The organism is Pseudomonas sp. DSV-1 (genome assembly GCF_035830915.1).
GTDB lineage: Bacteria > Pseudomonadota > Gammaproteobacteria > Pseudomonadales > Pseudomonadaceae > Aquipseudomonas.
Genome location: NZ_JAYMYG010000001.1, coordinates 38,926 through 64,039 on the forward strand (window position 1 = coordinate 38,926; position 25,114 = coordinate 64,039).

The 25,114-nt window shown below is 59.8% G+C and carries 26 protein-coding genes; 17 read left to right on the top strand and 9 right to left on the bottom strand.

The window, feature by feature from the left end; all coding sequences use genetic code 11:
• The first annotated feature begins 3 nt into the window (after nt 1-3).
• Together recG and VSQ83_RS00215 are read left to right on the top strand one after the other, a co-directional pair.
• Nucleotides 4-2,079 (top strand): ATP-dependent DNA helicase RecG, encoded by a 2,076-nt coding sequence (gene recG, locus VSQ83_RS00210; protein ID WP_133075071.1) that lies wholly within the window; start codon nt 4-6, stop codon nt 2,077-2,079.
• A gap of 79 nt (nt 2,080-2,158) precedes the next feature.
• A complete protein-coding gene (locus tag VSQ83_RS00215; protein WP_133075072.1) occupies nt 2,159-3,553 on the top strand; it encodes an aminoacyl-tRNA deacylase and HDOD domain-containing protein in 1,395 nt (464 codons plus the stop codon).
• A 181-nt stretch (nt 3,554-3,734) separates the two neighbouring features.
• Here VSQ83_RS00215 and VSQ83_RS00220 read toward each other — a convergent pair whose 3' ends face one another.
• From VSQ83_RS00220 to VSQ83_RS00235, 4 genes are all read right to left on the bottom strand, one after another.
• The gene (locus VSQ83_RS00220) at nt 3,735-4,115 is read right to left on the bottom strand and encodes a helicase (RefSeq protein ID WP_133075073.1); all 381 of its coding nucleotides are present in this window, start codon (nt 4,113-4,115) and stop codon (nt 3,735-3,737) included.
• A gap of 190 nt (nt 4,116-4,305) precedes the next feature.
• Nucleotides 4,306-4,581: an HU family DNA-binding protein gene (locus VSQ83_RS00225; RefSeq protein ID WP_016782719.1), complete on the bottom strand. Its 276-nt coding sequence runs from the start codon at nt 4,579-4,581 to the stop codon at nt 4,306-4,308.
• 189 nt (nt 4,582-4,770) lie between these two features.
• Nucleotides 4,771-5,919: an NAD(P)/FAD-dependent oxidoreductase gene (locus tag VSQ83_RS00230; protein WP_326424996.1), complete on the bottom strand. Its 1,149-nt coding sequence runs from the start codon at nt 5,917-5,919 to the stop codon at nt 4,771-4,773.
• Nucleotides 5,920-5,958: 39 nt separating this feature from the next.
• On the bottom strand, nt 5,959-6,126 hold the full coding sequence (locus VSQ83_RS00235; protein ID WP_003437744.1) for a rubredoxin: 168 nt from the start codon (nt 6,124-6,126) through the stop codon (nt 5,959-5,961).
• Between the two features lie 203 nt (nt 6,127-6,329).
• Here VSQ83_RS00235 and VSQ83_RS00240 point away from each other — a divergent pair, with 203 nt between their 5' ends.
• Both VSQ83_RS00240 and ubiA read left to right on the top strand, forming a co-directional pair.
• The gene (locus tag VSQ83_RS00240; protein WP_219262026.1) at nt 6,330-6,893 is read left to right on the top strand and encodes a chorismate--pyruvate lyase family protein; all 564 of its coding nucleotides are present in this window, start codon (nt 6,330-6,332) and stop codon (nt 6,891-6,893) included.
• Nucleotides 6,893-7,783 carry a 4-hydroxybenzoate octaprenyltransferase gene (gene ubiA, locus VSQ83_RS00245; RefSeq protein WP_133075076.1) on the top strand — a complete coding sequence of 297 codons (891 nt, stop codon included), beginning with the start codon at nt 6,893-6,895 and terminating at the stop codon, nt 7,781-7,783. Before VSQ83_RS00240 ends, ubiA begins: the two co-directional genes overlap by 1 nt.
• Before the next feature lie 151 nt (nt 7,784-7,934).
• Here the strand turns inward: ubiA and VSQ83_RS00250 are convergent, their stop codons facing one another.
• Together VSQ83_RS00250 and VSQ83_RS00255 are read right to left on the bottom strand one after the other, a co-directional pair.
• Nucleotides 7,935-10,316: a penicillin acylase family protein gene (locus VSQ83_RS00250; protein WP_326424998.1), complete on the bottom strand. Its 2,382-nt coding sequence runs from the start codon at nt 10,314-10,316 to the stop codon at nt 7,935-7,937.
• Nucleotides 10,317-10,356: 40 nt separating this feature from the next.
• Nucleotides 10,357-10,941: a DUF6436 domain-containing protein gene (locus tag VSQ83_RS00255; protein ID WP_326425000.1), complete on the bottom strand. Its 585-nt coding sequence runs from the start codon at nt 10,939-10,941 to the stop codon at nt 10,357-10,359.
• A gap of 108 nt (nt 10,942-11,049) precedes the next feature.
• Here VSQ83_RS00255 and VSQ83_RS00260 point away from each other — a divergent pair, with 108 nt between their 5' ends.
• Nucleotides 11,050-11,991, top strand: coding sequence for an alpha/beta hydrolase (locus VSQ83_RS00260; protein ID WP_326425002.1), 942 nt, complete (start codon nt 11,050-11,052; stop codon nt 11,989-11,991).
• Between the two features lie 29 nt (nt 11,992-12,020).
• On the opposite strand, the gene VSQ83_RS00265 is transcribed toward VSQ83_RS00260, so the two are convergent.
• Entirely contained in the window at nt 12,021-12,773 is a 753-nt protein-coding gene (locus tag VSQ83_RS00265; RefSeq protein WP_133075080.1) for a DUF2059 domain-containing protein, read from the bottom strand.
• A 152-nt stretch (nt 12,774-12,925) separates the two neighbouring features.
• Here VSQ83_RS00265 and VSQ83_RS00270 point away from each other — a divergent pair, with 152 nt between their 5' ends.
• The 3 genes from VSQ83_RS00270 (at nt 12,926) to VSQ83_RS00280 (ending at nt 14,853) form a co-directional block, all read left to right on the top strand.
• Nucleotides 12,926-13,561, top strand: a complete 636-nt coding sequence (locus VSQ83_RS00270; protein ID WP_133075081.1) for a 2OG-Fe(II) oxygenase — start codon at nt 12,926-12,928, stop codon at nt 13,559-13,561.
• Complete coding sequence (locus VSQ83_RS00275) at nt 13,558-14,049, top strand: DUF523 domain-containing protein (RefSeq protein WP_133075082.1); 492 nt, start codon at nt 13,558-13,560, stop codon at nt 14,047-14,049. The genes VSQ83_RS00270 and VSQ83_RS00275 overlap by 4 nt, the downstream gene beginning before the upstream one ends.
• A 90-nt stretch (nt 14,050-14,139) precedes the next feature.
• The gene (locus tag VSQ83_RS00280; protein WP_133075083.1) at nt 14,140-14,853 is read left to right on the top strand and encodes a carbonic anhydrase; all 714 of its coding nucleotides are present in this window, start codon (nt 14,140-14,142) and stop codon (nt 14,851-14,853) included.
• A 161-nt stretch (nt 14,854-15,014) separates the two neighbouring features.
• Here VSQ83_RS00280 and VSQ83_RS00285 read toward each other — a convergent pair whose 3' ends face one another.
• Nucleotides 15,015-15,650 (bottom strand): hypothetical protein, encoded by a 636-nt coding sequence (locus VSQ83_RS00285; RefSeq protein WP_133075084.1) that lies wholly within the window; start codon nt 15,648-15,650, stop codon nt 15,015-15,017.
• Nucleotides 15,651-15,997: 347 nt separating this feature from the next.
• Between VSQ83_RS00285 and coxB the strand changes: the two genes are divergently transcribed.
• The 9 genes from coxB to VSQ83_RS00330 all read left to right on the top strand — a co-directional run bounded on the left by coxB (nt 15,998) and on the right by VSQ83_RS00330 (nt 24,169).
• On the top strand, nt 15,998-17,122 hold the full coding sequence (gene coxB / locus VSQ83_RS00290) for a cytochrome c oxidase subunit II (protein ID WP_326425004.1): 1,125 nt from the start codon (nt 15,998-16,000) through the stop codon (nt 17,120-17,122).
• An 82-nt stretch (nt 17,123-17,204) separates the two neighbouring features.
• Nucleotides 17,205-18,794 carry a cytochrome c oxidase subunit I gene (ctaD, locus tag VSQ83_RS00295; protein ID WP_133075086.1) on the top strand — a complete coding sequence of 530 codons (1,590 nt, stop codon included), beginning with the start codon at nt 17,205-17,207 and terminating at the stop codon, nt 18,792-18,794.
• 21 nt (nt 18,795-18,815) lie between these two features.
• On the top strand, nt 18,816-19,388 hold the full coding sequence (locus VSQ83_RS00300; RefSeq protein ID WP_133075087.1) for a cytochrome c oxidase assembly protein: 573 nt from the start codon (nt 18,816-18,818) through the stop codon (nt 19,386-19,388).
• A 12-nt stretch (nt 19,389-19,400) separates the two neighbouring features.
• Nucleotides 19,401-20,288, top strand: a complete 888-nt coding sequence (locus VSQ83_RS00305; protein WP_133075088.1) for a cytochrome c oxidase subunit 3 — start codon at nt 19,401-19,403, stop codon at nt 20,286-20,288.
• Complete coding sequence (locus VSQ83_RS00310) at nt 20,285-21,022, top strand: SURF1 family protein (protein WP_219262028.1); 738 nt, start codon at nt 20,285-20,287, stop codon at nt 21,020-21,022. The genes VSQ83_RS00305 and VSQ83_RS00310 overlap by 4 nt, the downstream gene beginning before the upstream one ends.
• A complete protein-coding gene (locus VSQ83_RS00315) occupies nt 20,997-21,590 on the top strand; it encodes a hypothetical protein (protein ID WP_219262029.1) in 594 nt (197 codons plus the stop codon). Before VSQ83_RS00310 ends, VSQ83_RS00315 begins: the two co-directional genes overlap by 26 nt.
• A gap of 10 nt (nt 21,591-21,600) precedes the next feature.
• Nucleotides 21,601-22,650, top strand: a complete 1,050-nt coding sequence (locus VSQ83_RS00320; protein ID WP_133075091.1) for a COX15/CtaA family protein — start codon at nt 21,601-21,603, stop codon at nt 22,648-22,650.
• Entirely contained in the window at nt 22,638-23,537 is a 900-nt protein-coding gene (cyoE, locus tag VSQ83_RS00325; protein WP_133075092.1) for a heme o synthase, read from the top strand. The genes VSQ83_RS00320 and cyoE overlap by 13 nt, the downstream gene beginning before the upstream one ends.
• Entirely contained in the window at nt 23,534-24,169 is a 636-nt protein-coding gene (locus VSQ83_RS00330) for an SCO family protein (protein WP_133075093.1), read from the top strand. The genes cyoE and VSQ83_RS00330 overlap by 4 nt, the downstream gene beginning before the upstream one ends.
• Before the next feature lie 114 nt (nt 24,170-24,283).
• Here VSQ83_RS00330 and VSQ83_RS00335 read toward each other — a convergent pair whose 3' ends face one another.
• Complete coding sequence (locus VSQ83_RS00335; RefSeq protein WP_046809345.1) at nt 24,284-25,054, bottom strand: MetQ/NlpA family ABC transporter substrate-binding protein; 771 nt, start codon at nt 25,052-25,054, stop codon at nt 24,284-24,286.
• Nucleotides 25,055-25,114: the final 60 nt, after the last annotated feature.

Sequence of the window (25,114 nt, forward strand, 5' to 3'; positions counted from 1 at the left end):
CCGATGACCGAGTTGTCGAAAGTGTCGGTCACTGCGCTCAAGGGCGTGGGCGAGGCCATGGCCGAGAAACTGGCCAAGGTCGGACTGGAAAACGTCCAGGACGTGCTGTTCCATTTGCCGCTGCGCTATCAGGACCGGACCCGCGTGGTGCCGATTGGCGCCTTGCGCCCCGGTCAGGATGCGGTGGTTGAAGGACGGGTTATCGGTGCCGATGTGGTCATGGGCAAGCGCCGCAGCTTGCTGGTGCGCATCAACGATGGCACTGGCGGCCTGAGCCTGCGCTTCTATCACTTCAGCAATGCGCAAAAGGAAAGCCTCAAGCGCGGCACTGAAGTGCGCTGCTACGGCGAGGCCCGGCCAGGAGCCTCGGGGCTGGAAATCTACCACCCCGAATACCGCGCCATTACCGGTGACGAACCGCCGCCCGTCGATACCACCCTGACGCCGATTTATCCCACCACCGAAGGCCTGACCCAGCAGCGCCTGCGCCAGTTAAGCCAGCAAAGCCTGGCCATGCTTGGCCCGAGCAGCCTGCCCGACTGGTTGCCGCCGGAACTGGCCAAGGACTATCAACTGGCCCCACTCGACCAGGCCATTCGTTATCTGCATCAGCCGCCCGCCGATGCCGATGTTGAAGAACTTGCCCTGGGCCATCACTGGGCGCAGCACCGCCTGGCCTTTGAAGAGCTGTTGACTCATCAACTGTCCCAGCAGCGCTTGCGCGAGAGCCTGCGCTCCCAGCAGGCGCCCGCACTGCCCAAGGCCACAAAACTGCCGGTGCAGTTTCTTGCCAATCTGGGCTTCCCGCCGACGGGAGCCCAGGCTCGGGTCGGCAACGAAATTGCCTATGACCTCAGTCAGCCCGAACCCATGCTGCGCCTGATTCAGGGCGACGTAGGCTCCGGCAAGACGGTGGTTGCGGCGATGGCGGCATTGCAGGCGCTTGAGGCGGGATATCAGGTGGCATTGATGGCACCGACTGAAATCCTTGCCGAGCAGCACTTCATCAACTTCAAACGCTGGCTGGAGCCTCTTGGGCTGGAGGTCGCGTGGCTGGCCGGCAAGCTCAAAGGCAAGGCTCGCGTGACGGCGATGGAGCAAATCGCCAGTGGCGTGCCCATGGTCGTGGGTACCCATGCGTTGTTTCAGGACCATGTGCAGTTCCACAATCTGGCGCTGGTCATCATCGACGAACAGCACCGCTTTGGCGTGCAGCAACGTCTGGCCCTGCGCAACAAGGGCGTGGGTGGTGTGATGTGTCCGCACCAGTTGATCATGACCGCTACCCCTATTCCGCGCACTCTGGCCATGAGCGCTTACGCCGACCTCGACACCTCTATTCTCGACGAACTGCCCCCTGGTCGAACCCCGGTCAACACCGTACTGGTGGTCGACACGCGACGCATCGAAGTGATTGAGCGAGTGCGTGCCGCCTGCGCGCAGGGGCGACAGGCCTACTGGGTCTGCACCTTGATCGAAGAATCCGAAGAGATGACCTGTCAGGCCGCCGAAACCACCTTTGAAGACCTTTCCAGTGCCTTGGGAGAGTTGCGCGTGGGTCTGATCCACGGGCGCATGAAAGCGGCTGAAAAAGCGGCTGTCATGGCCCAGTTCAAGGCCGGTGAGTTGCAGTTGCTGGTGGCGACCACGGTCATTGAAGTGGGCGTCGACGTGCCCAATGCCAGCCTGATGATCATCGAAAACCCTGAGCGGCTGGGCCTGTCACAACTTCACCAACTGCGTGGGCGTGTAGGTCGTGGCAGCGCCGCGAGCCATTGCGTGCTGCTGTATCACCCGCCGCTGTCGCAAATTGGCCGCCAGCGTCTGGGCATCATGCGCGAGACCAACGACGGCTTTGTGATCGCCGAAAAAGACCTGGAACTGCGCGGCCCTGGAGAAATGCTGGGCACCCGCCAGACTGGCCTTTTGCAATTCAAGGTTGCCGACCTGATGCGCGATGCCGACCTGCTGCCCGCCGTGCGGGAGGCCGCCCAGGCATTGATTGAGCGCTGGCCTGGGCATGTCAGCCCCTTGCTGGATCGGTGGCTGCGTCACGGCCAGCAATACGGACAGGTTTAAAACACTATTCAGTAAATGGTCCGGCTGCCGATCTAGTAACGGCTTATCAAATTTGAGTTGTACAGAACGGATGCAGACCATGACTGAAGTTGCCAGCGCCCCTGCCGTTGCGAGTACGCCGTCTGTTATCGGGCGCTTGCTCGGTGACTTGGCTATCGCCTATCGCGAAGTCCCTGACCACCCGGCGCTCGATCCCGCGCGCAAGGTTCAGGCTGTACTGCTCGATGACGCGGTCGGCATCCTCATGGTGCTGTTCACGCAGAGCCATTTGCTGGATCTGAACCGTCTGGCTGACTTGATCGGGCGCCGCATGACCGCCGTTGCCCCCGATCGCCTGCAGGCCATGCTCGACAAACATGGCCTGAGCCTGTTGCCAGGGCTGCCAGCGCTGATCAACTCGCCCTGCCTGTACGAAGAGCAATTGCTGCAACAACCCACACTGCTGATTAGCGCAGGTGAGCCGGGGCGGTTGCTGGAAATCACTCGGGAAGATTTCAAATACCTGCTCAAAAATGCCAGCGTCGGTCGCTTTGGCGAGCCCCTGAGTGCGATCAAACTTGATTACACAGGGGACGATGGCGAGGCCATCACCCGAGCCGTTCAGGCATTCACGGCACGCCGGATTCAGCAGCGGCTCGAAGCGACCATCGAGTTGCCACCGTTGGCTGAGAGCGTGCGCAGAATGATGCGGCTGCGTTCCGATCCCGATGTCACCATCGATGAGATCACCAGTGTTGTTGAAACCGACCCGGCACTCGCGGCACAAGTCATGAGCTGGGCGTCGTCGTCGTACTACGCATCACAAAGCAAGATTCGCTCGGTCGAAGACGCCATTGTGCGAGTGCTGGGGGTCGACCTGGTGATCAACCTGGCGCTCAGCCTGTCGTTGGGCAAAAGTCTGAGCCTGCCCAAGGACAATCCGCAATCGAGCACACCCTACTGGCAACAATCGATCTATACCGCAGCGGTGATTGAAGGGCTGACCCGCGCCATGCCTCGGGAACTGCGTCCTGAAGTCGGCATGACTTACCTGGGCGGGCTGTTGCACAACTTTGGTTACTTGCTGTTGGCCTATGTGTTTCCGCCGCATTTTTCGCTGATTTGCCGTCATCTCGAGGTTAACCCGCATGTCAGCCATAGCCTGATTGAACAGCATTTGCTGGGCATCAGCCGTGAGCAAATGGGGGCCTGGTTGATGCGGTTTTGGGGCATGCCTGAGGAGCTGGCGATTGCGGTGCGCTTTCAACATGATCCGGCCTACATCGGTACCGATGCCCACTATCCGAATCTGGTGTGCGTAGCGCTGGGGTTACTGCAAAACCGCGGAATTGGGCATGGTGCGTGTGCGCCGCTGCCAGATGCGTTGTTTGAGCGTTTGGGGGTATCGCGGGACAAGGCCGAAGCGGTCGTCAGCAAAGTACTGGAGGCTGAAGTGTTGCTGCGTGAAATGGCAGCGCAGTTCGGTCAGGCCTGAAGCCCGGTCTGCACCATTTCAGTAGCCGCTGAGGAGCGAAGCGAGGCTGCGATCGGCTGCGAAGCAGTCGTAAAGCCAACCTTCACTATTTGTCAGGAAAATCGCGTACTCAGGTTTTGCGATCGCTGCGCAATCGATCGCAGCCTCGCGGAGCTCGTCAGCGGCTACAAATATCCGAGACCTACGCCTTCGTCTTCTTACGCGGCTTGAGGTATTTGGTCAGGCCCTGGAACCAGATCACCAGCGCCGGGTTGCCCTTGATCTGAATCGACTTGTCCTGAATCCCGGTCATGAACGCCAGTTGCTTGTTCTTCGCTTGCAGCGTGGCGAAGCCGTAGGCGGCATCCTTAAAGGCGATGGCAAACGCAGGCTCGGGGTACAGGCCGCCGTGGCTGGTGATGCGCTGGTTTTTGACCTTGAAGTGACGGGCCACTTTGCCATCGAGGGTTTGCAGCTGGAACACCAGATCCTTGTCAGCCAGCTGTTGCTGGAAAGCAGGATTCTTACGGCTGGCTCTGCCCATTAGAAAGCCAAGCATCCAGAGCAGAAAACGAAATTTCATGTACGCGGCCTCGAGGGAATAAAAAATGGCCGGCGCAGTGTAACGATTTGAGCGAAGAACGCCACATGTCTGCATGGATGGGCGTAGATGGGGTAGGTTTTGCCACTTATGGCCGCATAATCGACCCGGTTGCAGTCAAGAATGGGCCGCCAGGGTCGCCAGCTTGCCCATTCTTCATGTCGCCAAGGGCTTAAGGATTAACGCTGTCCTTGAGGAACTTGCCCGGCTTGAACGCTACCGTGTTGCTGGCCTTAATGGTGACCGGCTGACCGGTTTGCGGGTTTTGTCCGGTACGGGCACCGCGATGACGCTGAATAAAGGTACCAAAGCCGACCAGCGTGACGCTGTCTTTGCGATGCAGGGCCTGGGTGATTTCTTCCAGCACTGCATTGAGTACGCGGTTGGCTTGTTCTTTGGTGAGGTCGGCCTTTTCAGCAATAGCGGCGGCGAGATCTGGTTTACGCATGATGAAGCCTCATTGACGGTTTTTTGTTGTTATGTCCGTGCTGCTCTCTATGGAGCAGCGCCCAAGGCGCCGCAGGCTCTAAACTGCGGCAGACCGGTGTGAGAATGGCATGCGGTCAAGGCCGGCGCCAGCCTCTGCACAGGCTTTGTTGAGTCAAGGCAGTGCCATATCCGACAGAGTGCGCCGTGTTTACGCCAAAAGTGCAGGCAGCTCTTTGTTCAGTGCGAGTTTTTCGCGAACGGCTTCGCCGGTCAGGGCATAGCCGAGCAATTTGCCATCGGCATCGCGGCACAGCGCCTTGATATCGGCGCCCTGACCTTCCACGGTCCACACGCCGTCACGGCCGCGCGGCACAGGTGATACCACCAGCGGGCAAACCGGGGTCTTAACGGTAATGGGCATAGCGCCATAACTGACCGTCGTCGGGTTGCCTGCCAGCGTTTGCGCCAGTGCACGGGCGCAGCTCATGAGCGGCATCACGTACAACAGATTCAAGCCATCGACCTCGGCACAGTCACCCAGTGCGTAGATGTTGGGGTGGGATGTTTGAAGCTGGCGATCGACTTCGACCCCGCGATTGACGTTGATCCCGGCTGCGGCCGCCATATCAATGCGTGGGCGCAAACCGATGGCTGACACAACGACATCACACTGGACTACGCTGCCATCCGACAAATGCGCGTCGAGCCCGGCATCGGTGCGTTGCAGTCGAGTCAACACCGGCCCCAGATGAAAGCGTGCACCCAGGCTCTCTAGGCCTGACTGGACCGCAGCCGCGGCAGCGGGATGCAGCAGGGTTGGCATCACTTGCTCACAGGGCGCGACCAGATCGACCTCATAGCCCCCTGCGATCAGGTCATTGGCAAACTCACAGCCGATCAAGCCAGCCCCCAGGATCAGTACCCGGCGCTTGCCTGCCGCCGCGGCCCTAAAGCGCGCGTAATCTTCAAGATCATTGATCGGGAAAATGGCGTCCTGGGCATCGCCCTCTACCGGCACCTGCACCGTTTGTGCGCCCCACGCCAGGATCAGGTCGCGATAGGGCACGGCTTCTTCGCCAATCCACAATTGCTTGTGGCCCGGGTCGATCCCGCTGATGCGAGTGTGGGTGCGCACCTGGGCCTTGAGTTGTTCGGCCATCGCCTGGGGCGTTGCCATGCTCAGGCCATCGGCTTCCTTGTTCTTGCCAAAGCCGGTAGACAGCATGGGCTTGGAGTAGGAGCGCCCGTCATCGGCCGTGATCAGCAGCAGTGGGGTTTCGCTGTCCAGCTTGCGAAACTCGCGGGCCAGGTTATAGCCAGCCAGCCCGGTGCCAACGATCACGACAGGTGCGTTCATTCCAATCTCCAAAAGTGAATCAGGTTTTAAAAGGGTCGATCAGTTGATTTCAATCATCTCGAAATCCATTTTGCCGACGCCGCAGTCCGGGCACAGCCAGTCTTCAGGTACGTCTTGCCACAGGGTGCCCGGTGCGATGCCATCGTCCGGCCAGCCGTCGGCTTCGTTATAAATCAGTCCACATACAATGCATTGCCACTTTTTCATCGGGGTACTTCCTAGAGGTTCAGGCTTGGACGAGACCACAGACTTATCAACAACCGCCGAGTTGCTCGTCAAATTCAGGGCGTTTTGTACTGATGACCACAGGCAGATGCAAGCACCAATACTGCCAAAAGGCCCAAGGCCGCTCAATCAGGGACCGGCGTGATAAGCTCGCCGACCTCAATGGCTGCCAATTATGACCCACTGTGCCGCACATAACTTCTGCGCTTGTCTCCCCCGTCTGGCTTGAGCAAGGCCAACTTCCTGCCCTGCCTGACGCACAAACGTTCGACTGGCTGTTTGATGAGGGTTCTCTGACCCGGCGTCTCACTGCGATTTCAGACGATTCCTTCAGCGTGCTTCCACTTTTTGAGGGCTGGCAGATGTTGCGCCCGGACGAATGTGCTGCACTTGAACTGCCCCAGGGCATTCAGGGCTGGGTGCGTGAAGTGTATTTGCGCGGGCACGGCCAGCCGTGGGTGTTTGCTCGCAGCGTGGCGGCCAAAAGCTCGCTGCAAGAGGGCGGCCTGAATATGGACGAGCTGGGCACCCGCTCATTGGGCGAGTTGCTGTTTAGCGATCAGGCCTTTGAGCGTGGGGCGCTGCAGGTGTGTCACTACCCGCGCCACTGGTTGCCACGGGTCGACCAGGTCGATCACCTGTGGGCCCGCCGCTCGCGCTTTGTTCGCGGGGCACTGAGTGTGCTGGTGGCCGAAGTGTTTTTACCCAAACTGTGGACCGCCCTCAGTGCCCGGTCGGAGAACAACTGATGTACATGCGCCTGCTCAAATCACTCAACCGGTTGAACCCTCGCGCCTGGGACTTCATCCAGCTGACCCGCATGGACAAGCCCATCGGCATCTACCTGTTGCTGTGGCCGACCCTGTGGGCACTGTGGGTTGCCGCCAAAGGTGTGCCCTCGCTAAGTAATCTGCTGATCTTTGTATTCGGCGTGATCCTGACGCGAGCGGGCGGCTGCGTGATCAACGACTTCGCCGATCGCAAGGTGGATGGTCACGTAAAAAGAACGGAACAACGGCCGATGGCCAGCGGAAAAATCAGCAGCAAAGAGGCGTTGGTGTTTTTTGCCCTGCTGATGGGGCTCAGCTTCCTGCTGGTGCTGTGCACCAATGCACCGACCATCTGGTTGTCATTCGGCGCGCTGGCACTGGCCGCGACCTACCCGTTCATGAAGCGCTATACCTACTACCCGCAAGTGGTACTGGGTGCTGCGTTCTCGTGGGGCATCCCGATGGCCTTCACCGCCGAAACCGGCAGTTTGCCTGCTGCGGCATGGTTGCTGTACATCGCCAACCTGCTGTGGACGGTGGGCTACGACACTTACTACGCCATGACCGACCGCGAAGACGACCTGAAAATCGGTGTCAAATCCACGGCGATCCTGTTTGGCGATGCTGATCGCGTGATTATCCTGAGCCTGCAGGGTCTGGCCCTGGGCTGTCTGCTGCTGGCAGGTTCGCACTTTGAACTGGGCGGCTGGTTCCACCTTGGGCTGTTGGGCGCGGCGGCGTGTTTTGTGTGGGAGTTCTGGTACACCCGCGACCGTGATCCGCAGCGCTGCTTTAAAGCTTTCCTGCATAACCACTGGGCAGGCTTGTCGATTTTTGTGGGGATCGTGCTGGATTACGCACTGCGCTAGCCAAAAGTGATGTGTAGCCGCTGAGGAGCGCAGCGACCGTAAATCCTCCATCCGGGTTTCCCTGAGACGGTGCAGTGTCCGGTTTTACGACGGCTACGCCGCCGAACGCAGCCTCGCTGCGCTCCTCAGCGGCTACAGAAAACTTCAACTCTCACCGCACCGGCATCAGCCACAAGGTGCTGCGGGTGTTGAGCTGGATTTCGGCTTCGTCCATATGAGGCTTGTCGTAGTCGCCTTCGATGTAGGACTCGGCCTGATCACGGTAGTGTTTGTCGAAGGGCACGCCGCTTTGACCCACCGGGTTGATGGTCAGCCCGTGGGCCGGGTCGGCAAAGTCGATCAAGCGCCGCGTTGATGGGCCGTAGGTCACCGGCCACGGTGCGTTGCCGAGTTTGGCGCTGAGGTTGTTCGGCACTTCGTGACTGCCGGGAGCGGCGAAGGGACCGACGTTGAACAGCCAGTCCAGAGGCTTTTGTCGACCCAGCGGGTGCTCGTGGGTCAGGGTGTGGGCCCGGCCCCAGCGCCATTGTCCGGGGTCGTCGCCCAGGACGGCCTTCAAGTGGGCAATGCTGGCCTGCCAGGCCACTTTGACCGTGTCAGCGCGGCTCTCTTTTTGCGGTGTCGTGCGGTTGTCCCACCACGGCGAGTCCGGGCTTGCGGCCAGGCGTGGCAAGGCAGCATCAACCACTCGCGTCGTCAGCAGGGTGTCAAAAAAGGCGTCGCCCAATTTGTCGCGCATGGTGGCTTCAGTGAGGCTGTACAAGAACTGGTTGAACACGGTGGCGGCAATCGAATCGAGCGGGTAATCACCTGTCCATTGCGCCAGTTGTTCTACCAGTTTGCGCTCGGCTGGAACCGTGACGACTTCGCGCAGTACGGGCAACAGGGGTTTGAGCACACGCTGGCCGTAGTCTGTGGCGGTTCCCAGTTGCAGGGCCTGGCTGTTTTTGAGGTTCCACTTCACGCTGTTATCGCTGAGCTGGCGATTTAGCTGCTGGCCACGGTCCGCCAGGTTGTAGTAACCGGGAATCTCGATGCCAGCAGGGGATAACGGCTGGAAGTTGGCTGACACGATATAGCCTCGTGCCGGGTTTTCTTCCTGGGGGTTGGCGCTGAACGGGTAGAAACCGTCCTTGTCAGCCTGGTTGGTGCTGCCGTCCAGAATGAACGCCGGGTTGACCCCGGCCGGGCGCTTGGGTAATTGCGCCGCTGCCCACCAGCCGATATCGCCCTTGGCGTTGGCCCATAGCAGATTGAGTCCCGGCGCCTGAATAAAGGTTGCGGCCGTGCGCGCCTTGCTCAGGCTGTCGGCACGGTTGAGCTGATAGAAGCCTTCCAGGATCGGATTTTTCGTTTCCAGAAAACCCCACCACATCGCGATCGGCGTGTTGCCCGCCGTTGCGCCCAGCACGTCATTGATGATCGGCCCGTGGGGTGATTGGCGCAGTGTAAGCGTGACCGGTGCCTCGCCCTTGACGGCAATCTGCTGCTCGGTGCGGGTCATGTCGACCCACTGGCCGTGGTACCAGACCTGATTGGGATTGTCGGGGTTGGTCTTCTCGGCGATCAGGTCCAGATCGTCGTTCTGGAACATGGTCAGGCTCCAGCCGAAATCCCGGTTGTTGCCCAAAAAGGCGAACGGAACCAAGGCTTGATGGTAGCCGTACAGCTCAAAATCCGGTGCCGAAAGCTGTGCTTCGTACCACACAGAGGGTGTCGAAAAGCGGATGTGCGGGTCGCCTGCCAGCAGCGGTTTGCCACTTTGGGTGCGTTTGCCCGCCACCACCCATGCATTGCTGCCCTCGAACTGTGGCAAGCCTGCCTGGCTCAGGGCCTGATCGCTCAGTCGGGCCAGCGCTCCCAGGGTTTTCCAGTCATTGGCCGCCAGTGCCGGGGCCAATACGCCCTGGGGTTGCCAGTCGAGGTCGAAGATTTTCAGGTAGTCGCTGCCCAGTTGATCGCGCACGTACGTCAGCAGCGGTTCGGTACGAAAGGCGGCGGCAAAACTGTAGGCCATGTAACCGGCAACGCTGATGGTGTCTTCGGCGGTAAAGGGCCGTGGCGTGATGCCCAGCAGGTCGAACTCCACGGGGTTTGGATTGTTGGCCTGGAACTGATTGATCCCGTCCAGATACGCCTGCAAGGCCAGAAAAGCCGGGGATTGAGGATCCAGCTCCGTCAGGTAACTGGCAGCCCGCTCGCGGATGCGCAGGCTGCGAAACAGTTTGTCGGTATCGACCAGCTTGGGCCCCAGCACCTCGGCCAGCTCACCCCGCGCCAGGCGACGCATGATTTCCATCTGAAACAGCCGGTCCTGGGCCTGCACATAGCCCAGGGCGCGATACAGGTCAGCCTGGTTGCCAGCCCGAATATGCGGCACCCCGCGCTCGTCATAACGCACCGTGACCGGCCCCTGCAGTGCAGCAAGCCCGACTTGGCCCTGGCGTGTCGGCAGTTTGCTTTGCACGTACCAGAACCCGCCGCCTGCGATGGACGCGACGACAAGAGCGATAAGAGTCAGGCTGCGTTTCATGGAACTACTCCTTGTTCTGCTCAAGTGCACCGGGACGCTATCAACGTGCGGCGTTATCAGCCTGCCACGGGCAATAGCAGCCCACGGCCATGGTGTGGGTGGCCTTGACCGGACGGCCTTCGCTCAGGGCTTGCAGGATGGGTTCGATAAAGCTGTTGCTGGCGTTGCAGGTGGCACCTTCGCTGTAGGGACCGAAGTAGGCCAGTTGGCCGCTGCGGTCCCAGATGGCCACGGCCGGGCTGGCGCTCAGGCGTTCGGCGCCGGGCAGGCTGGCCAAGGGCTTGATGGCGCCCAGGGTGGAGGGCAACTGGCCTTGAGTGCCGGGCTTTTTCACTGAGTAGAACTCGACACCTTGCGGGACGTAATGGGCCAGCAGTTCACCGAGATGCCGCTGGTTGCCAACGTTACACGGGCAGGCCGGGTCCCAGAAATGCACCACTCGAATCGCACCCGGGCCGGACAGTTCGCCAGGCAGGCTCAGTACGTCGCCTGCAAATAGCGCGGTTTGATCGCTGAAAGCGCGAATGTAGCGGCCCTGGAACCAGTCGTAAGCGAGCCACAACCCCACTGCGCAGATCAGCGTCAGCAGGCAGGCCAACAGAGTTTTCAGCGTGGGCACCGGCATGCAAAAGCTCCTTGAAGGTCGCGTAGCTTGCCATGCCTGACCTGACAGATGAATATCGATGGTCTATAAAGCCTGTTTTGCGCCTGTGCGCCCTGTCTGGAAGCCCTTATGCCTGCCCCGTTTGCCCCCGATTCCTTGCGCGCCAGCTTGCAGCCGTTGGCCGCGGCTCAACCGTTATCGAGAGAGGGTCTGGCGTATCAGCACTTTTATGGGCTGGATTTTCCTCTGCGTCCGGCTGCGGTCAAACGCCAGTTGGGTCGCTTTAGCGCTGGCGGCTTCGAACTGGTCAGTCAGGTGTGGTGGCCCGACACCCCGCCTGTGGCGACCCTGTTTGTGATTCACGGTTTTTATGACCACATGGGGCTGTATCGGCATGTGATCGAGTGGGGATTGAACCGGGGGTTTGCCGTGATTGCCTGTGACCTGCCGGGGCATGGGCTGTCGAGTGGAGAGCGGGCCAGCATCGATGATTTCACGCAGTACCAGGCAGTCCTGCAAGGGTTGTTTATCGAGGCGCAATCGTTGCAATTACCCCAGCCTTGGCACCTGTGCGGGCAAAGCACGGGCGGGGCGATTGTCCTCGATCACTTGCTGAACCACGGGGAGCACAGCCCGGCTCAAGGGCAGGCCATTTTGCTCTCGCCACTGGTTCGCCCCAAAGGCTGGGGCTGGTCAAAGTTCAGTTATTACTTGCTGCGCCCTTTCGTCAAAGGGATTGCCCGGCGCTTTAGCGAGAACTCCAACGACCCGAATTTCCTGGCATTTCTGCAAGCCGATCCGCTGCAGCCGGTACGTTTGCCAACGGCGTGGGTGGGGGCACTGGCGCGCTGGATTCCGCGTATTGAAGGCGCATCACCGAGTGTGCGCCAGCCGTTGGTGATTCAGGGCGAAGCCGACAAGACGGTGGACTGGCAACATAACCTTGAGGTACTGAACGCGAGGTTCAAGCAGCCGCAGATACTGCTATTACCTGAAGCGCGCCACCATCTGGCGAATGAAACGGCAGAAATCCGCGCGAGGTATTTTGCGTTTCTGGATAAGTTCTTTTGAACTTGATAGTGAGCCTGTAGGGCTTAAGCCTACTGGCTCAGGTTTGAGGTACTTTGCCCGACTGCCAACCCGGCGCGGATCGCGGCCAGAGCTGCCTGGTAATAGGTCTTGCCTTCAGGTGACTCAGCAAAGGTGACGAATTCTTCCAGCTCCGGGTCAGACAGGTCGCGATACACGTAGAGCAACGTGTTATCCAGCTCACCGGCGATCTGGTCCATCAACCGCTGGCGCTGGCCATTCAACATGCTTTGCGCCTGCCCGCCACCCAGCAGCCCCGGGATCATCGAGCTCAAGCTGTCGGCGGCAACGCCAGCAATGGCCAGGCTGACTTCAGCTCCGGCTTCACGGGCAGGCAGTGCGCGGGATAAATGATTGATCAGCAACTGACGAGTGGCGCTGGCTTCCATGCGCGGCAAGCCTTGTGCGTGCTTGGCCAGTTGATCGCGGCGTGTGGCCAGCAGTTCGGCGGCCACGATCTTGCGACCCAGCGGCGACTGAAAAAAGGCCAGGGCAGGATCAGGATCTGGCAGGTGTTTGCGCATCTGGTCCCTGGCCCGTTGGTCCATTGCATCAGGCGCAAAACGCTGGTTGCTGTTGTTGACCAGTGCCTGATAGACCGCAGGCGGCAAGTTGTTGCTGTAGCGCTGCTGAGCGGCGCTCAGGGCATCATTGAAATGCGCGCGTTGCTGCGGCCAGCCGGCGACCGTAAACAGATCATCAAGGTTATCTGCCCATGCGGGTAACGTACAAAACATCATTAACAGTAAAAACAAGCGGCGCATGAGGGGCTCCTGTCTGCAGGGCGCTATTGTCCGGGTGTGGCGTAGGACTTGTCGAGAATTCGTCTCGCTCTAATGGGCTTTAAATGCACAGGTGAAATTTTTCGACGTTGCCGGCCAGACGGAGCTGTCAGATTTTGAGGCGGCTCGATACTATGCGCGCCATGCCAATACCCTCTGATCACCCGCTGTTTCTACGCATCGTCGACGACCTGTACGCGCAGGGATGGTCACAGCAAACTATTTTCCTGCCCGAGGCTTTGACCCTCGAGCTGGCGGCTGAGTGCCATAAACGTTCTGCTGAAGGTGAACTCACTCCCGCAGCGGTTGGGCGCGGCCTGACCCAGGAGGTTCGCGAGGGTATACGGGGTGACCATATCCAATGGTTGGAGCCGGGAGAGGCTTTGGCCTGTGACAGTTATCTGGAGTTAATGGAAAGCCTGCGAATCGCCATGAATCGCAGGCTTTTTTTGGGCCTGGAAGACTTTGAAAGTCACTTTGCGCTGTACCCGCCCGGTGCGTTCTACCTCAAGCATCTGGACCGCTTTCGCGACGATGACAGGCGCATGGTGTCGGCCGTGGTGTACCTCAATCAGAGCTGGCTGCCCGAGCACGGTGGGCATTTGCGCATGTACCTCGAAGGAAATGTCGACTATGACGTGTTGCCGACCGGTGGTTGTCTGGTGGTGTTCCTCTCGGGTGAGATCCCCCACGAAGTGATGCCAGCGACCCGTGACCGTTTGTCGTTGACCGGTTGGTTTCGTCGTCGTGCCACCGAGATAGTTCTATGAGCCACAAACTGTTGATCAGCCGCTGCCTGCTGGGCCATCCCGTGCGCTACGACGGCGGCGCCAGCGGCCCGTATGCGCAATTGGCCCGGTGGCAGGCTGAAGGTCGGGTCATTGCCTTGTGCCCGGAAGTGGCGGGTGGTTTGCCGACACCCCGTGCGCCGGCGGAAATCCCCGGCGGCCAAGGAGTTGAAGTGCTTGCGGGCAGAGCGCCGGTGATGACTGTCGAAGGCGAGGATGTGACCGCAGCCTTTTTATCCGGGGCCCGGCAGGCGCTGGCGCTGGTGACGCAGCACGGCATCCGCATCGCCATCCTCAAGGCCAACAGCCCGTCTTGCGGCAATGTGCAGACGTATGACGGCAGTTTTGGCGGCGTGAAGGTCGAAGGTCAGGGCGTGACGGCGGCGTTATTGATCGGTGCCGGGGTTCAGGTGTTCAGTGAACTGGAGCTGGAAGACGCGGCAAAAGCGCTGGCAGCCCTGGATTTGTAGTCCGTTGCTGAAAGTTGCTACGGGTTGTGTATTTTCAGCAGGATTTGAGTTCAGGTAACATTCGTCTCCACTTTGCCCAGGGATATACCGATGACTGACAAGCCTAAACCACAGCCCTCGGCCGCGGCTGAAAGTGCTGATACAGCACTGCACCATATCGTTGATGGCTTTCTGCACTTTCATCACGAAATCTTCCCTGAACAAGAAGCCTTTTTCAAAAAACTCGCCACGGCACAAAGCCCGCGTGCGATGTTTATTGCCTGTGCCGATTCGCGAATCGTGCCGGAGCTGATTACCCAGAGCGCGCCGGGTGATTTGTTCGTGACCCGTAACGTTGGCAACGTCGTACCGCCATACGGTCAGATGAACGGCGGTGTTTCGACGGCCATCGAGTACGCGGTGCTGGCACTGGGCGTGCAGCACATCATCATTTGCGGGCATTCCGATTGCGGCGCGATGCGTGCAGTGCTCAACCCCGCCAGCCTGAAAAAAATGCCGACGGTAAAAGCCTGGTTGCACCACGTTGAAGTGGCCAAGACCATGGTTCAGGACAATTGCAATTGCGCCAACGAAGCCGAAAGCATGCACGTACTGACCGAAGAGAACGTGATTGCCCAGTTGCAGCACTTGCGCACGCATCCGTCGGTGGCGTCACGAATGGCCAACGGGCATCTGTTTATTCATGGCTGGGTTTACGATATCGAAACCAGTCAGATCAAGGCCTACGACGCCGACAAGGGCGCCTTCCTGCCGCTGGATGGCACCACTGCGATCCCGAGCGCGACGCCTAAAGCACGGTTTTAAACGGCGCGACACTTGTAGCCGCTGACGAGGCACGAAGGCTGCGATCGGCGGCGTAGCCGTCGTAAAGACGAATTGCACAGTGTGTCAGGCAGAACTTGCACTCAGGCTCTGCGCCGCCGAACGCAGCCTCGCTACGCTCCTCAGCGGCTACAAGCTTGTGATTACAACGCCAACCCGACACCCAATTGCTTGGACAGGCAAGGCCAGCGCTTCCAGGCCGCGCCGGTCTCGGGGCTGGTCAGGCGCTCGCGGTAGGCTTCGACCGATTCCAGAGCGAAGCTTTCGTCATTGAGCATCAGGTCAACAGCGTGATGCACGGCGGCGTCCAGCTGGTTGGCAAAGTCTTCGCCAATCAATTGGTGGGCAATCAGGTTGGCCACCGTCATGTCCAGCGGGATCAGTGGCTGCTGGAAGTGCTTGATGTAGAGGTCGTTGACCTCTTCGACCAGACGGTGCGCCAGGTAAGCCTCATCCAGCAAACCCTCAAGGCCTTCGTGACCCGCGAGCAGTGGCAGTGGCTGGGCAAAAAACTGTTCGGCGATTTTCAGTATCGGCTTGATTTGCGATTCGATACCGGCCTCGCGAGCAACCTCATTGGCCGCATCGAGCAAGTCGGGCACCTGGTCGATGTAGGCGCTGACGAAACGTGTCATCACCAGATTGCGGTCGACTTCAGGCAGTTGAATGGCGGTGTGAAGGTGTGGCAATTGAGCGGCCAGATGCTTGGCGAGCAGGCCCGTTTCGGCCTCATGTTCTTGGGCACGCGAGATCTGCACGCGGATGGCGGCGGTGTTCATTGGAACTCCAGGGGGGGTGCTAGGCAGGGAAGTACTTTAAAAGTAGCCCTCCTCAAGTCAAGGAGAGGCTTTTTTTCAGGGGGAGTATTGTTATTCATTTTATGACCGGGCAGTGAGTGCCATTTGTCGATGGGGGGTTATTTCATTGTTTTTGCCCCTCCCATTGCGGGGTTGGACTCGGTGTCTATACTCGTTTTTGTAACCGTTTTTTGATGACGCCCGACTGCTTGAGCAGACGAGGCTCGGCGGTAAGAGTTCGCAGGTTTTGAAACCGCCCCCTTGTAGCGCTGCCCGTAACACAGATGCAGACCGGCGCAATAACAAGAAAAATAAAGGGGAGCACCGCGATGCGACATCCACATCTATGGATGGGTTTGCTGTTGTGGTCAGTGTTCGGCCAGGCTCACGCGGCCTGGACAGTGAACATGTCGCCTGGGGCGACCGAAGTCAGTCATGCGGTCTTCGACCTGCACATGATCATCTTCTGGATCTGCGTGGTGATCGGCATCATCGTCTTCGGTGCCATGTTCTGGTCAATGATCGTTCACCGTCGCTCCACCGGCCAGGTGGCGGCCAAGTTCCATGAGAGCACCACGGTCGAAATTCTCTGGACCGTAATCCCTCTGGTCATCCTGATCGCGATGGCCGTGCCTGCGACCAGGACCCTGATCAATATCTATGACAGCAGTGATTCGGATGTGGATATCCAGGTCACCGGCTATCAGTGGAAGTGGCATTACAAATACCTGGGACAGGACGTCGAATTCTTCAGCAACCTGGCCACACCCGCCGACCAAATCCATAACCAGGCCCCCAAGGGCGAGCACTACTTGCTCGAAGTCGATGAGCCACTGGTGTTGCCCATTGGCGCCAAAGTGCGGTTTTTGGTGACCTCGGCCGACGTTATTCACTCCTGGTGGGTGCCTGCCTTTGCGGTCAAGCGTGATGCCATTCCGGGCTTTATCAACGAAGCCTGGACCCGCGTCGAGAAGCCCGGCATCTATCGAGGCCAATGCGCCGAGCTGTGCGGCAAGGACCACGGGTTTATGCCGATTGTGGTCGATGTCAAAACCCGTGCGGACTACGACGCCTGGCTGGCCGAGCGCAAGGCCCAGGCCGCGCAGCTCAAGGAGCTGACCAGCAAGGACTGGACCCTCGACGAGCTGGTGGCTCGTGGCGACAAGGTCTATCACACCGCCTGCGTAGCCTGTCACCAGGCCGAAGGTCAGGGTCTGCCGCCCATGTTCCCGGCGCTCAAGGCTTCACCGATTGCCACCGGCCCGGCCGCCGATCACCTGCACCGCGTGTTCTTCGGCAAGCCGGGCACGGCCATGGCCGCTTTCGGCAAGCAGTTGTCCGAAGTGGATATCGCCGCCGTCGTGACCTATGAACGCAACGCCTGGGGCAACAACAAAGGCGACATGGTGACGCCAAAAGACGTGCTGGCGCTCAAACAGGCGCAAGGCAAGTGAGCCGCTCAGTGACGTGCGCACGCAACGGTCGGGGGCAATGTGCCGCTGGCTTCTTGGTCCAGCTGTTTGCAGGAGTCAGGACATGAGTGCTGTTATCGATGACCACGGACATGCAGACGGCCAGGCCCATGGTCCGGCCAAAGGCCTGATGCGCTGGGTGTTGACCACCAACCACAAAGACATCGGTACCTTGTACCTGTGGTTCAGCTTCTGCATGTTCCTGCTCGGCGGCTCGTTTGCGATGGTCATTCGCGCCGAGCTGTTCCAGCCCGGCCTGCAGATTGTGGCTCCGGCCTTTTTCAACCAGATGACCACCATGCATGGGCTGATCATGGTGTTCGGCGCGGTGATGCCCGCGTTTGTCGGCCTGGCCAACTGGATGATTCCGTTGATGATCGGCGCACCCGACATGGCCTTGCCGAGGATGAACAACTTCAGCTTCTGGCTGCTCCCCGCAGCGTTCCTGCTGCTGGTATCGACCTTGTTTACCGCCGGTGGTGGGCCTAATTTCGGCTGGACGTTCTATGCGCCACTGTCCACAACGTACGCACCCGAAAGCGTGACTTACTTTATTTTTGCCATCCATTTGATGGGTATCAGTTCAATCATGGGCGCGATTAACGTGATCGCCACCATCCTGAATTTGCGTGCCCCCGGCATGACCTTGATGAAAATGCCGCTGTTTGTCTGGACCTGGCTGATCACGGCCTTCTTGCTGATCGCGGTCATGCCGGTGCTGGCGGGCGTGGTGACCATGATGTTGATGGACATCCACTTTGGCACCAGCTTTTTCAGCGCGGCCGGTGGCGGAGACCCGGTGTTGTTCCAGCACGTGTTCTGGTTCTTCGGGCACCCCGAGGTGTACATCATGATCCTGCCGGCCTTCGGTGCCGTCAGCTCGATCATCCCGACCTTCTCGCGCAAGCCGCTGTTCGGCTATACCTCGATGGTCTACGCCACGGCCAGCATCGCATTCCTGTCGTTTATCGTGTGGGCGCACCACATGTTTGTGGTCGGCATTCCGTTGGTGGGCGAGCTGTTCTTCATGTACGCCACGTTGCTGATCGCGGTGCCGACCGGGGTCAAGGTGTTCAACTGGGCCAGCACCATGTGGCAAGGCTCGCTGACCTTTGAAACACCGATGCTGTTCGCCGTGGCCTTTGTGATCCTGTTCACCATTGGCGGGTTTTCCGGGTTGATGCTGGCCATTGCGCCAGCGGACTTCCAGTACCACGACACCTATTTCGTGGTGGCGCATTTCCACTATGTGCTGGTACCGGGAGCAATCTTCGGGATCTTCGCGTCGACCTACTACTGGTTGCCGAAATGGACCGGTCACATGTACGACGAAACCTTGGGCAAGCTGCATTTCTGGCTGTCGTTTGTGGGCATGAACCTGACCTTCTTCCCGATGCACTTTGTGGGGCTGGCGGGCATGCCGCGGCGGATTCCGGACTACAACCTGCAATTTGCCGACTTCAACATGGTGTCGTCGATTGGCGGATTCATGTTTGGCGTTACGCAGTTTCTGTTCCTGTTTATCGTCATCAAATGCATTCGCGGCGGCCCGAAAGCACCGGCCAAACCGTGGGACGGTGCCGAGGGTCTGGAGTGGAGCGTGCCTTCACCTGCGCCTTACCACACCTTTACGACGCCTCCGGAGATCAAGTGAACATCCCTGCAGGAGACGGTCATGACTGAGTCCTCTTCCATCAAGCGCCTGGTCCTGCGCCTGTCACTGATGGTGGTGGTGATGTTCGCCTTCGGCTTTGCGCTGGTACCTATTTACGACGTGATGTGCAGGGCCTTCGGTATCAACGGCAAGACTGCCGGGCAGTACGAAGGTGAGCAGGTGGTGGACCCGAGTCGTCAGGTACGGGTGCAGTTTCTGTCCACCAATGCCATCGACATGGTGTGGGACTTTTATCCCAAGGGCGATCAGTTGGTGGTCAACCCCGGCTCGGTCAACGAGATGGTCTTTGTGGCCTACAACCCCACCGACCACCCCATGTCGGCGCAGGCGGTGCCGAGTATTTCTCCCGCCGAAGCGGCTCAGTACTTTCACAAAACCGAGTGTTTTTGCTTTACCCAGCAGGTGCTGCAACCGGGTGAACGGATCGAGATGCCGATGCGCTTTATCGTCGATCGGGCCATGCCCAAGGATGTGAAACACCTGACGCTGGCCTACACGCTGTTCGATATCACCGCTCGCCATCCGCCCGTCGCCGCTATCGCTGGCAAGGACGCTGACCAGCCTTCCCGATAAGGAGAAAGCCCCATGGCAACTCATGATCAGTACTACGTCCCGGCGCAAAGCAAGTGGCCGATCATTGCCACGATCGGCTTGCTGGTCACGGTGTATGGCCTGGGGACCTGGTTCAACGATCTGAAGGCGGCGCGGCCTGAATCCCATGGCCCGCTGATCTTCTTTGTCGGCGCCCTGATAGTGGCCTACATGATGTTTGGCTGGTTCGGCGCGGTTATCAAGGAGAGCCGCGCCGGGCTCTACAGCTCGCAACTGGACCGTTCGTTCCGTTGGGGCATGACCTGGTTTATTTTTTCCGAGGTGATGTTCTTTCTCGCGTTTTTTGGCGCGCTGTTTTATGTACGCCACTTTGCGGGCCCCTGGCTGGGTGGCGAAGGCAGCAAGGGAGTGGCGCACATGTTGTGGCCTGACTTTCAATTTGCCTGGCCGCTGCTGCACACCCCCGACCCGGCCCTCTACCCGCCGCCCAAAGGCACCATCAGCCCTTGGGGCTTGCCACTGCTCAACACAGTGCTGCTGGTCAGTTCCAGCATCACGCTCACCATTGCCCACTACGCACTGAACAAAGGTCATCGCGGGGCACTCAAGTTCTGGTTGGCCGTCACGGTGCTGCTGGGCGCCGGTTTTCTGGGGTTCCAGGCCGAAGAGTATGTCCACGCGTACAAAGAGCTGGGGCTAACCCTGGGCTCCGGGATCTACGGTGCGACTTTCTTCATGCTCACCGGTTTTCACGGCGCCCACGTGACCATTGGTGCACTGATTCTGCTGATCATGCTGATTCGTATCGTTCGAGGGCATTTCACTGCCGAGCACCAGTTCGGCTTCCAGGCCGCAACGTGGTACTGGCACTTTGTGGACGTGGTCTGGCTCGGCCTGTTCTTGTTTGTCTACGTGCTATGACGCGCTTTCGTCCCGGTGTTGCACCCACCCTGGTGGTGCTGGCACTGCTGCCTGTGCTGGTGTTTCTGGGGTTCTGGCAGCTTGGCCGCGGTGAGCAGAAACGCGTGTTGCTCGACAGCTACGCCGAGCGCCAGGTGGCCGCGCCGGTAACGGTCGGGCAACTGCTGACCCTGGACGGCCCGGCCTTTCGCCGCGTGCAGTTGCGCGGGCATCTGGATGGGCAACACAGCCTGTTGCTGGACAACCGCGTGCGGGACGGCAAGGTCGGCGTCGAGCTGCTGCAACCTTTTCAGGATCAGGCTAGCGGCCAGTGGCTGCTGCTCAATCGTGGCTGGTTGCCGTGGCCGAGCCGCCAGACACCGCCCGTGTTCACCACCCCCGATCAGATACTGGACGTTCAGGCCTGGGTCTATGAGTCTCCGGGCACGCCCTTTCAGTTACACGCCGATCCGTCGGACGCGCCCTGGCCACGACTGGTAACGGCCGTGATGCCTGACAAATTGTGGGCCGAGCTGGGCCGCGAAGGTTTTGCCGATGAGGTGCGTATCGCCCCCGGCCCCGCAGCGTATCAGGCCGACTGGCCGCTGATCTCCACGGGCATGGGCCCGGAGAAACACACCGCTTATGCCGTGCAGTGGTTCGCGATGGCGCTGGCCTTGCTCGGTCTTTATCTGTACCTCGGTTGGCACACTGCTCAGGAGAAACGCCATGGGAACGGCCATCAATCAGCCTGATACCGCACGCGTCCCGTCCCCGGCTACACGTCGGCGCGGACGGTTGCAGCTGGTCTTTATTTTGCTGCTTACCGTTGGCCCCATGGTGTTGGCCACGGGCATGTACAAACTCAAATTCTGGGTGCCCGACAGCCGCAGCTATCACGGTGAGCTGATTGGCGACGGGCAAAGCCGGGCCGCCCTTGGTGTGGCGGCCGATGAGCAACGCTGGCAATTGCTGGTGACCGCGCCACAAGCCTGCGAGGCGGATTGCCAGCAACTGGTGTATCTGGCCCGCCAACTGCAAATCGGCCTGGGCCGCGATGCGTCCCGTGCAACCCACGGGCTGGCGGTCGCACAGCCCGTGGACGCGGCCTACGCCGCCAAGCTGCAACTCGAGTATCCGCAGTTACAGCGCTACACCCTGGACGTGCCGACTTATACACAGGGCGCCGAGGGCAACGGTGCCGCGCAACTGTGGATCATCGACCCCCACGGCAATCTGGTGCTGCGCTACGGCCCCGGGGTTATCGGCAAGGACGTGCTCAACGACCTGCGCCTGCTGCTCAAGCTGTCCAATATCGGATAGGGGCTCTGTCATGGCCAAAGCTGGATTTCGCCTCGCGTTGTTTGCCACCTTGCTGGCGCTGGTGGTGGTGCTGCTCGGCGCCTACACCCGCCTGACCCACGCCGGGCTCGGCTGCCCGGACTGGCCCGGCTGCTATGGCTTTATCAGCGTGCCCAAGACCGAGGCGCAACTGGCCCATGCCGAACTGCACTTTCCCGATACTCCGGTGGAGGCTGACAAGGGCTGGAGCGAGATGACCCATCGTTATTTCGCCGGCACCCTGGGCTTATTGATCGTGCTGTTGGCGGCACGGGCCTGGCGGCAACGGCATGTGCCTGATCAACCGCTCAAGCTGCCGCTGTTCATTTTGCTGGTGGTGATTGCCCAGGCGGCTTTTGGCATGTGGACGGTGACGCTCAAATTGTGGCCGCAGGTGGTCACGGGCCATTTGCTGGGCGGTTTTGCGACCTTGAGCCTGCTGTTTTTGCTGACCCTGCGCCTGTCCGGCGTCTTGCCCGCGCTGGCTGTGCCCCGTCGCTTGCAGCGCTGGGCCACGGCCGGGTTGGTGCTGGCGATCATGCAAATCGCGCTGGGGGGGTGGGTCAGTTCCAACTATGCCGCCGTGGCCTGTGTCGACGTGCCGACCTGTCACGGCCAGTGGTGGCCCGAAGCTGACTTTGCCAATGGCTTTCACCTGACTCAGCACATCGGTCCCAACTACCTTGGCGGGCAACTGGACAGTGAGGCCCGTACGGCGATCCACCTCACCCATCGTCTGGGCGCGCTGTTGCTGACCCTGGTGTTGCTGGGCCTGGCCTGGCAGTTGCGCAGGGTCGGCATGACCCGCCTGGCGGGGTTGCTGCTGGTGGCGCTGGCGGTGCAAATCAGTCTGGGGCTCAGCAATGTACTGTTTGGCTTGCCGCTGGCGGTGGCGGTGGCACACAACGCCGGTGGCGCGGCGTTACTGATGACGCTGGTACTGGTCAACTACCACGCGCGTACGGCCCTGGTCAGGGTCCGGGCCCCGCGCTTTGCCCGCTGGACCTACAGCCTGAAAGGAGAACAGCCGTGGCGACCTTGATTGGCGAACGGGCGCAGCAAGCGTTGTGGCGCGATTATCTGGAACTGACCAAACCCAAAGTGCTGGTACTGATGTTGATTACCTCGCTGGTGGGCATGTTCTTGGCGACCCGTGCCGGAGTGCCCTGGACAGTACTGATCTTCGGAAATCTGGGGATTGGACTGTGTGCAGGCGGGGCTGCGGCGGTCAATCATGTGGTGGACCGGCGCATTGACGCCGTCATGGCCCGCACCCATAAACGCCCGCTGGCGCAGGGGCGTGTGTCACCGCTTGGCGCGCTGTCATTCGCCCTGTTGCTGGCCTTGGCGGGCATGGGGCTGCTGCTGACGTTTACCAATCCCCTCACCGCCTGGCTGACGCTGGCGTCTTTGCTGGGTTACGCGGTGATTTACACCGGTTTTTTGAAGCGGGCCACGCCGCAGAATATTGTGATCGGCGGGCTGGCCGGTGCGGCGCCGCCATTGTTGGGGTGGGTGGCAGTCACGGGGCACGTCACCGCCGAGCCGCTGCTGCTGGTGCTGATTATCTTCGCCTGGACCCCGCCGCATTTTTGGGCGCTGGCCATTCATCGCAAGGAGGAATACGCCAAGGCTGATATCCCGATGTTGCCGGTGACCCATGGCGAGCACTACACCAAGGTGCATATCGTGCTGTACACCTTCGTGCTGCTGGCAGTCAGCCTGCTGCCGTTTGTGATTCACATGAGCGGCTTGCTCTATCTGGCGTGTGCGCTAGGGTTGGGCGCACGCTTTCTGCATTGGGCGTGGGTGTTGTACCGTGGCACCCAGCCGCACGCGGCGATCAACACGTTCAAGTACTCTATCTATTACCTGTTCTTGCTGTTTATCGCGCTGCTTGTCGATCACTACCTAGTGTTGAACCTATGACTAAAACTCAAAAAACCGTCTATATCCTCGTTGCGCTGGTGGCGTTGGTCATGGGCCTGACGTTTAACAAAATGATGTCGGGTAAAAGTCAGGGCGACAACACGTCTCTGATTGATGCGGGGATCATTTTGCTGCCGCAAAGCCGTCAGTTGCCGCAGGTGACAATGACCAACCAGGACGGCCAGCCGGTGGTGATGAACGAGCTGAAAGGCAAGTGGAGCCTGCTGTTTTTTGGCTACACCTTCTGCCCGGACATTTGCCCGACCACCCTCGCCCAGTTGCGTCAGATCAAAAGCGAGCTGCCTAAAGAGGTGCAGGACAAACTGCAAATCGTGCTGGTCAGCGTCGACCCCAATCGCGATACGCCGCAACAGCTCAAGCAGTACCTGGGCTACTTTGACCCGCAGTTTGTGGGCCTGACGCCGGGCTCCATCGATGAACTGCAAACACTGGCCAACGCGGTGAGCATTCCATTTATTCCGGCGGATACCAGCAAGCCGAACTACACGGTGGATCACAGTGGAAATCTGGCGCTGATCGGGCCGGACGGCACTCAGCGAGGTTTTATCCGCGCACCGTTCAACAACCAGAAGATGGTTGCCCAGTTGCCGGGGTTGGTTGAGCGCAAGTAAAGGAAAGAAGCCTGTAGTCGCTGCCGCAGGCTGCGAAGGGGGGGCGAAGCCCCCCGTTTTCTCGAAGGCTTGGAAACTCCCTCCGCAGTTTGCGGCAGCGACTACTGGTAATGCTTAGAACGCCGGAACGATGGCGCCTTTGTATTTTTCCAGAATGAAGGCTTTCACTTCCGGGGTATGCAGGGCTGCAACCAGCTTTTGCATGTCAGCCGAATCTTTATCGTCCGGGCGAGCTACCAGAATGTTCACGTAAGGCGAGTCGCTACCTTCGATGACCAGTGCGTCTTTTTCCGGGTTCAGCTTGGCTTCCAGCGCGTAGTTGGTGTTGATCAGCGCCAGATCAACCTGGGTCAGCACGCGCGGAATGGTGGCGGCTTCCAGTTCGCGGAACTTCAGGTTTTTAGGGTTCGCGGTGATGTCCTTGACCGTGGACAGGATGTTGGTCGAGTCCTTGAGCTTGATCAGGCCAGCCTTGTCCAGCAGCAGCAGCGCACGGCCGCCATTGGTGGCGTCGTTGGGGATGACAACGGTGCTGCCATCCTTGAGTTCATCAAGTTTTTTGTACTTGCTCGAGTAAGCACCCAGCGGTTCAAGGTGAACGGCTGCAACGCTGACCAGGTGGGTGCCCTTGGCCTTGTTGAACTCATCCAGGTACGGCTGGTGCTGGAAGAAGTTGGCGTCCAGGCGTTTTTCGGCCACTTGTACGTTTGGCTGGATGTAGTCGGTGAAGACCTTGACCTTGAGGTTGACGCCCTCTTTGGCCAATGCAGGTTTCACGAACTCCAGGATCTCGGCGTGCGGCACCGGGGAAGCGGCTACCGACAGGTCGCCCGCGTGGGCCGAAAACGCCGCAACAGCGGCCACAGCAGCAAATAACTTCTTCATTCAGCAACTCCTTGTGAATACCTGGGTTCAGGTATCTGCCAGCCGTGGGCTGGCGGTTAC

Excerpts from the sequence above, each read along its gene's own strand:
- VSQ83_RS00270 (WP_133075081.1), top strand. The coding sequence starts at position 12,926 with ATGCGCGCCATGCCAATACCCTCTGATCACCCGCTGTTTCTACGCATC.
- VSQ83_RS00280 (WP_133075083.1), top strand. The coding sequence starts at position 14,140 with ATGACTGACAAGCCTAAACCACAGCCCTCGGCCGCGGCTGAAAGTGCT.
- ubiA (WP_133075076.1), top strand. The coding sequence starts at position 6,893 with ATGTACATGCGCCTGCTCAAATCACTCAACCGGTTGAACCCTCGCGCC.
- VSQ83_RS00335 (WP_046809345.1), bottom strand. The coding sequence starts at position 25,054 with ATGAAGAAGTTATTTGCTGCTGTGGCCGCTGTTGCGGCGTTTTCGGCC.
- VSQ83_RS00225 (WP_016782719.1), bottom strand. The coding sequence starts at position 4,581 with ATGCGTAAACCAGATCTCGCCGCCGCTATTGCTGAAAAGGCCGACCTC.
- VSQ83_RS00315 (WP_219262029.1), top strand. The coding sequence starts at position 20,997 with ATGGGAACGGCCATCAATCAGCCTGATACCGCACGCGTCCCGTCCCCG.
- VSQ83_RS00250 (WP_326424998.1), bottom strand. The coding sequence starts at position 10,316 with ATGAAACGCAGCCTGACTCTTATCGCTCTTGTCGTCGCGTCCATCGCA.
- VSQ83_RS00215 (WP_133075072.1), top strand. The coding sequence starts at position 2,159 with ATGACTGAAGTTGCCAGCGCCCCTGCCGTTGCGAGTACGCCGTCTGTT.
- VSQ83_RS00235 (WP_003437744.1), bottom strand. The coding sequence starts at position 6,126 with ATGAAAAAGTGGCAATGCATTGTATGTGGACTGATTTATAACGAAGCC.
- VSQ83_RS00305 (WP_133075088.1), top strand. The coding sequence starts at position 19,401 with ATGGCAACTCATGATCAGTACTACGTCCCGGCGCAAAGCAAGTGGCCG.
- VSQ83_RS00265 (WP_133075080.1), bottom strand. The coding sequence starts at position 12,773 with ATGCGCCGCTTGTTTTTACTGTTAATGATGTTTTGTACGTTACCCGCA.
- VSQ83_RS00285 (WP_133075084.1), bottom strand. The coding sequence starts at position 15,650 with ATGAACACCGCCGCCATCCGCGTGCAGATCTCGCGTGCCCAAGAACAT.
- VSQ83_RS00275 (WP_133075082.1), top strand. The coding sequence starts at position 13,558 with ATGAGCCACAAACTGTTGATCAGCCGCTGCCTGCTGGGCCATCCCGTG.
- VSQ83_RS00260 (WP_326425002.1), top strand. The coding sequence starts at position 11,050 with ATGCCTGCCCCGTTTGCCCCCGATTCCTTGCGCGCCAGCTTGCAGCCG.
- VSQ83_RS00320 (WP_133075091.1), top strand. The coding sequence starts at position 21,601 with ATGGCCAAAGCTGGATTTCGCCTCGCGTTGTTTGCCACCTTGCTGGCG.
- VSQ83_RS00230 (WP_326424996.1), bottom strand. The coding sequence starts at position 5,919 with ATGAACGCACCTGTCGTGATCGTTGGCACCGGGCTGGCTGGCTATAAC.
- coxB (WP_326425004.1), top strand. The coding sequence starts at position 15,998 with ATGCGACATCCACATCTATGGATGGGTTTGCTGTTGTGGTCAGTGTTC.
- VSQ83_RS00220 (WP_133075073.1), bottom strand. The coding sequence starts at position 4,115 with ATGAAATTTCGTTTTCTGCTCTGGATGCTTGGCTTTCTAATGGGCAGA.
- VSQ83_RS00310 (WP_219262028.1), top strand. The coding sequence starts at position 20,285 with ATGACGCGCTTTCGTCCCGGTGTTGCACCCACCCTGGTGGTGCTGGCA.
- recG (WP_133075071.1), top strand. The coding sequence starts at position 4 with ATGACCGAGTTGTCGAAAGTGTCGGTCACTGCGCTCAAGGGCGTGGGC.
- VSQ83_RS00330 (WP_133075093.1), top strand. The coding sequence starts at position 23,534 with ATGACTAAAACTCAAAAAACCGTCTATATCCTCGTTGCGCTGGTGGCG.
- ctaD (WP_133075086.1), top strand. The coding sequence starts at position 17,205 with ATGAGTGCTGTTATCGATGACCACGGACATGCAGACGGCCAGGCCCAT.
- VSQ83_RS00255 (WP_326425000.1), bottom strand. The coding sequence starts at position 10,941 with ATGCCGGTGCCCACGCTGAAAACTCTGTTGGCCTGCCTGCTGACGCTG.
- VSQ83_RS00300 (WP_133075087.1), top strand. The coding sequence starts at position 18,816 with ATGACTGAGTCCTCTTCCATCAAGCGCCTGGTCCTGCGCCTGTCACTG.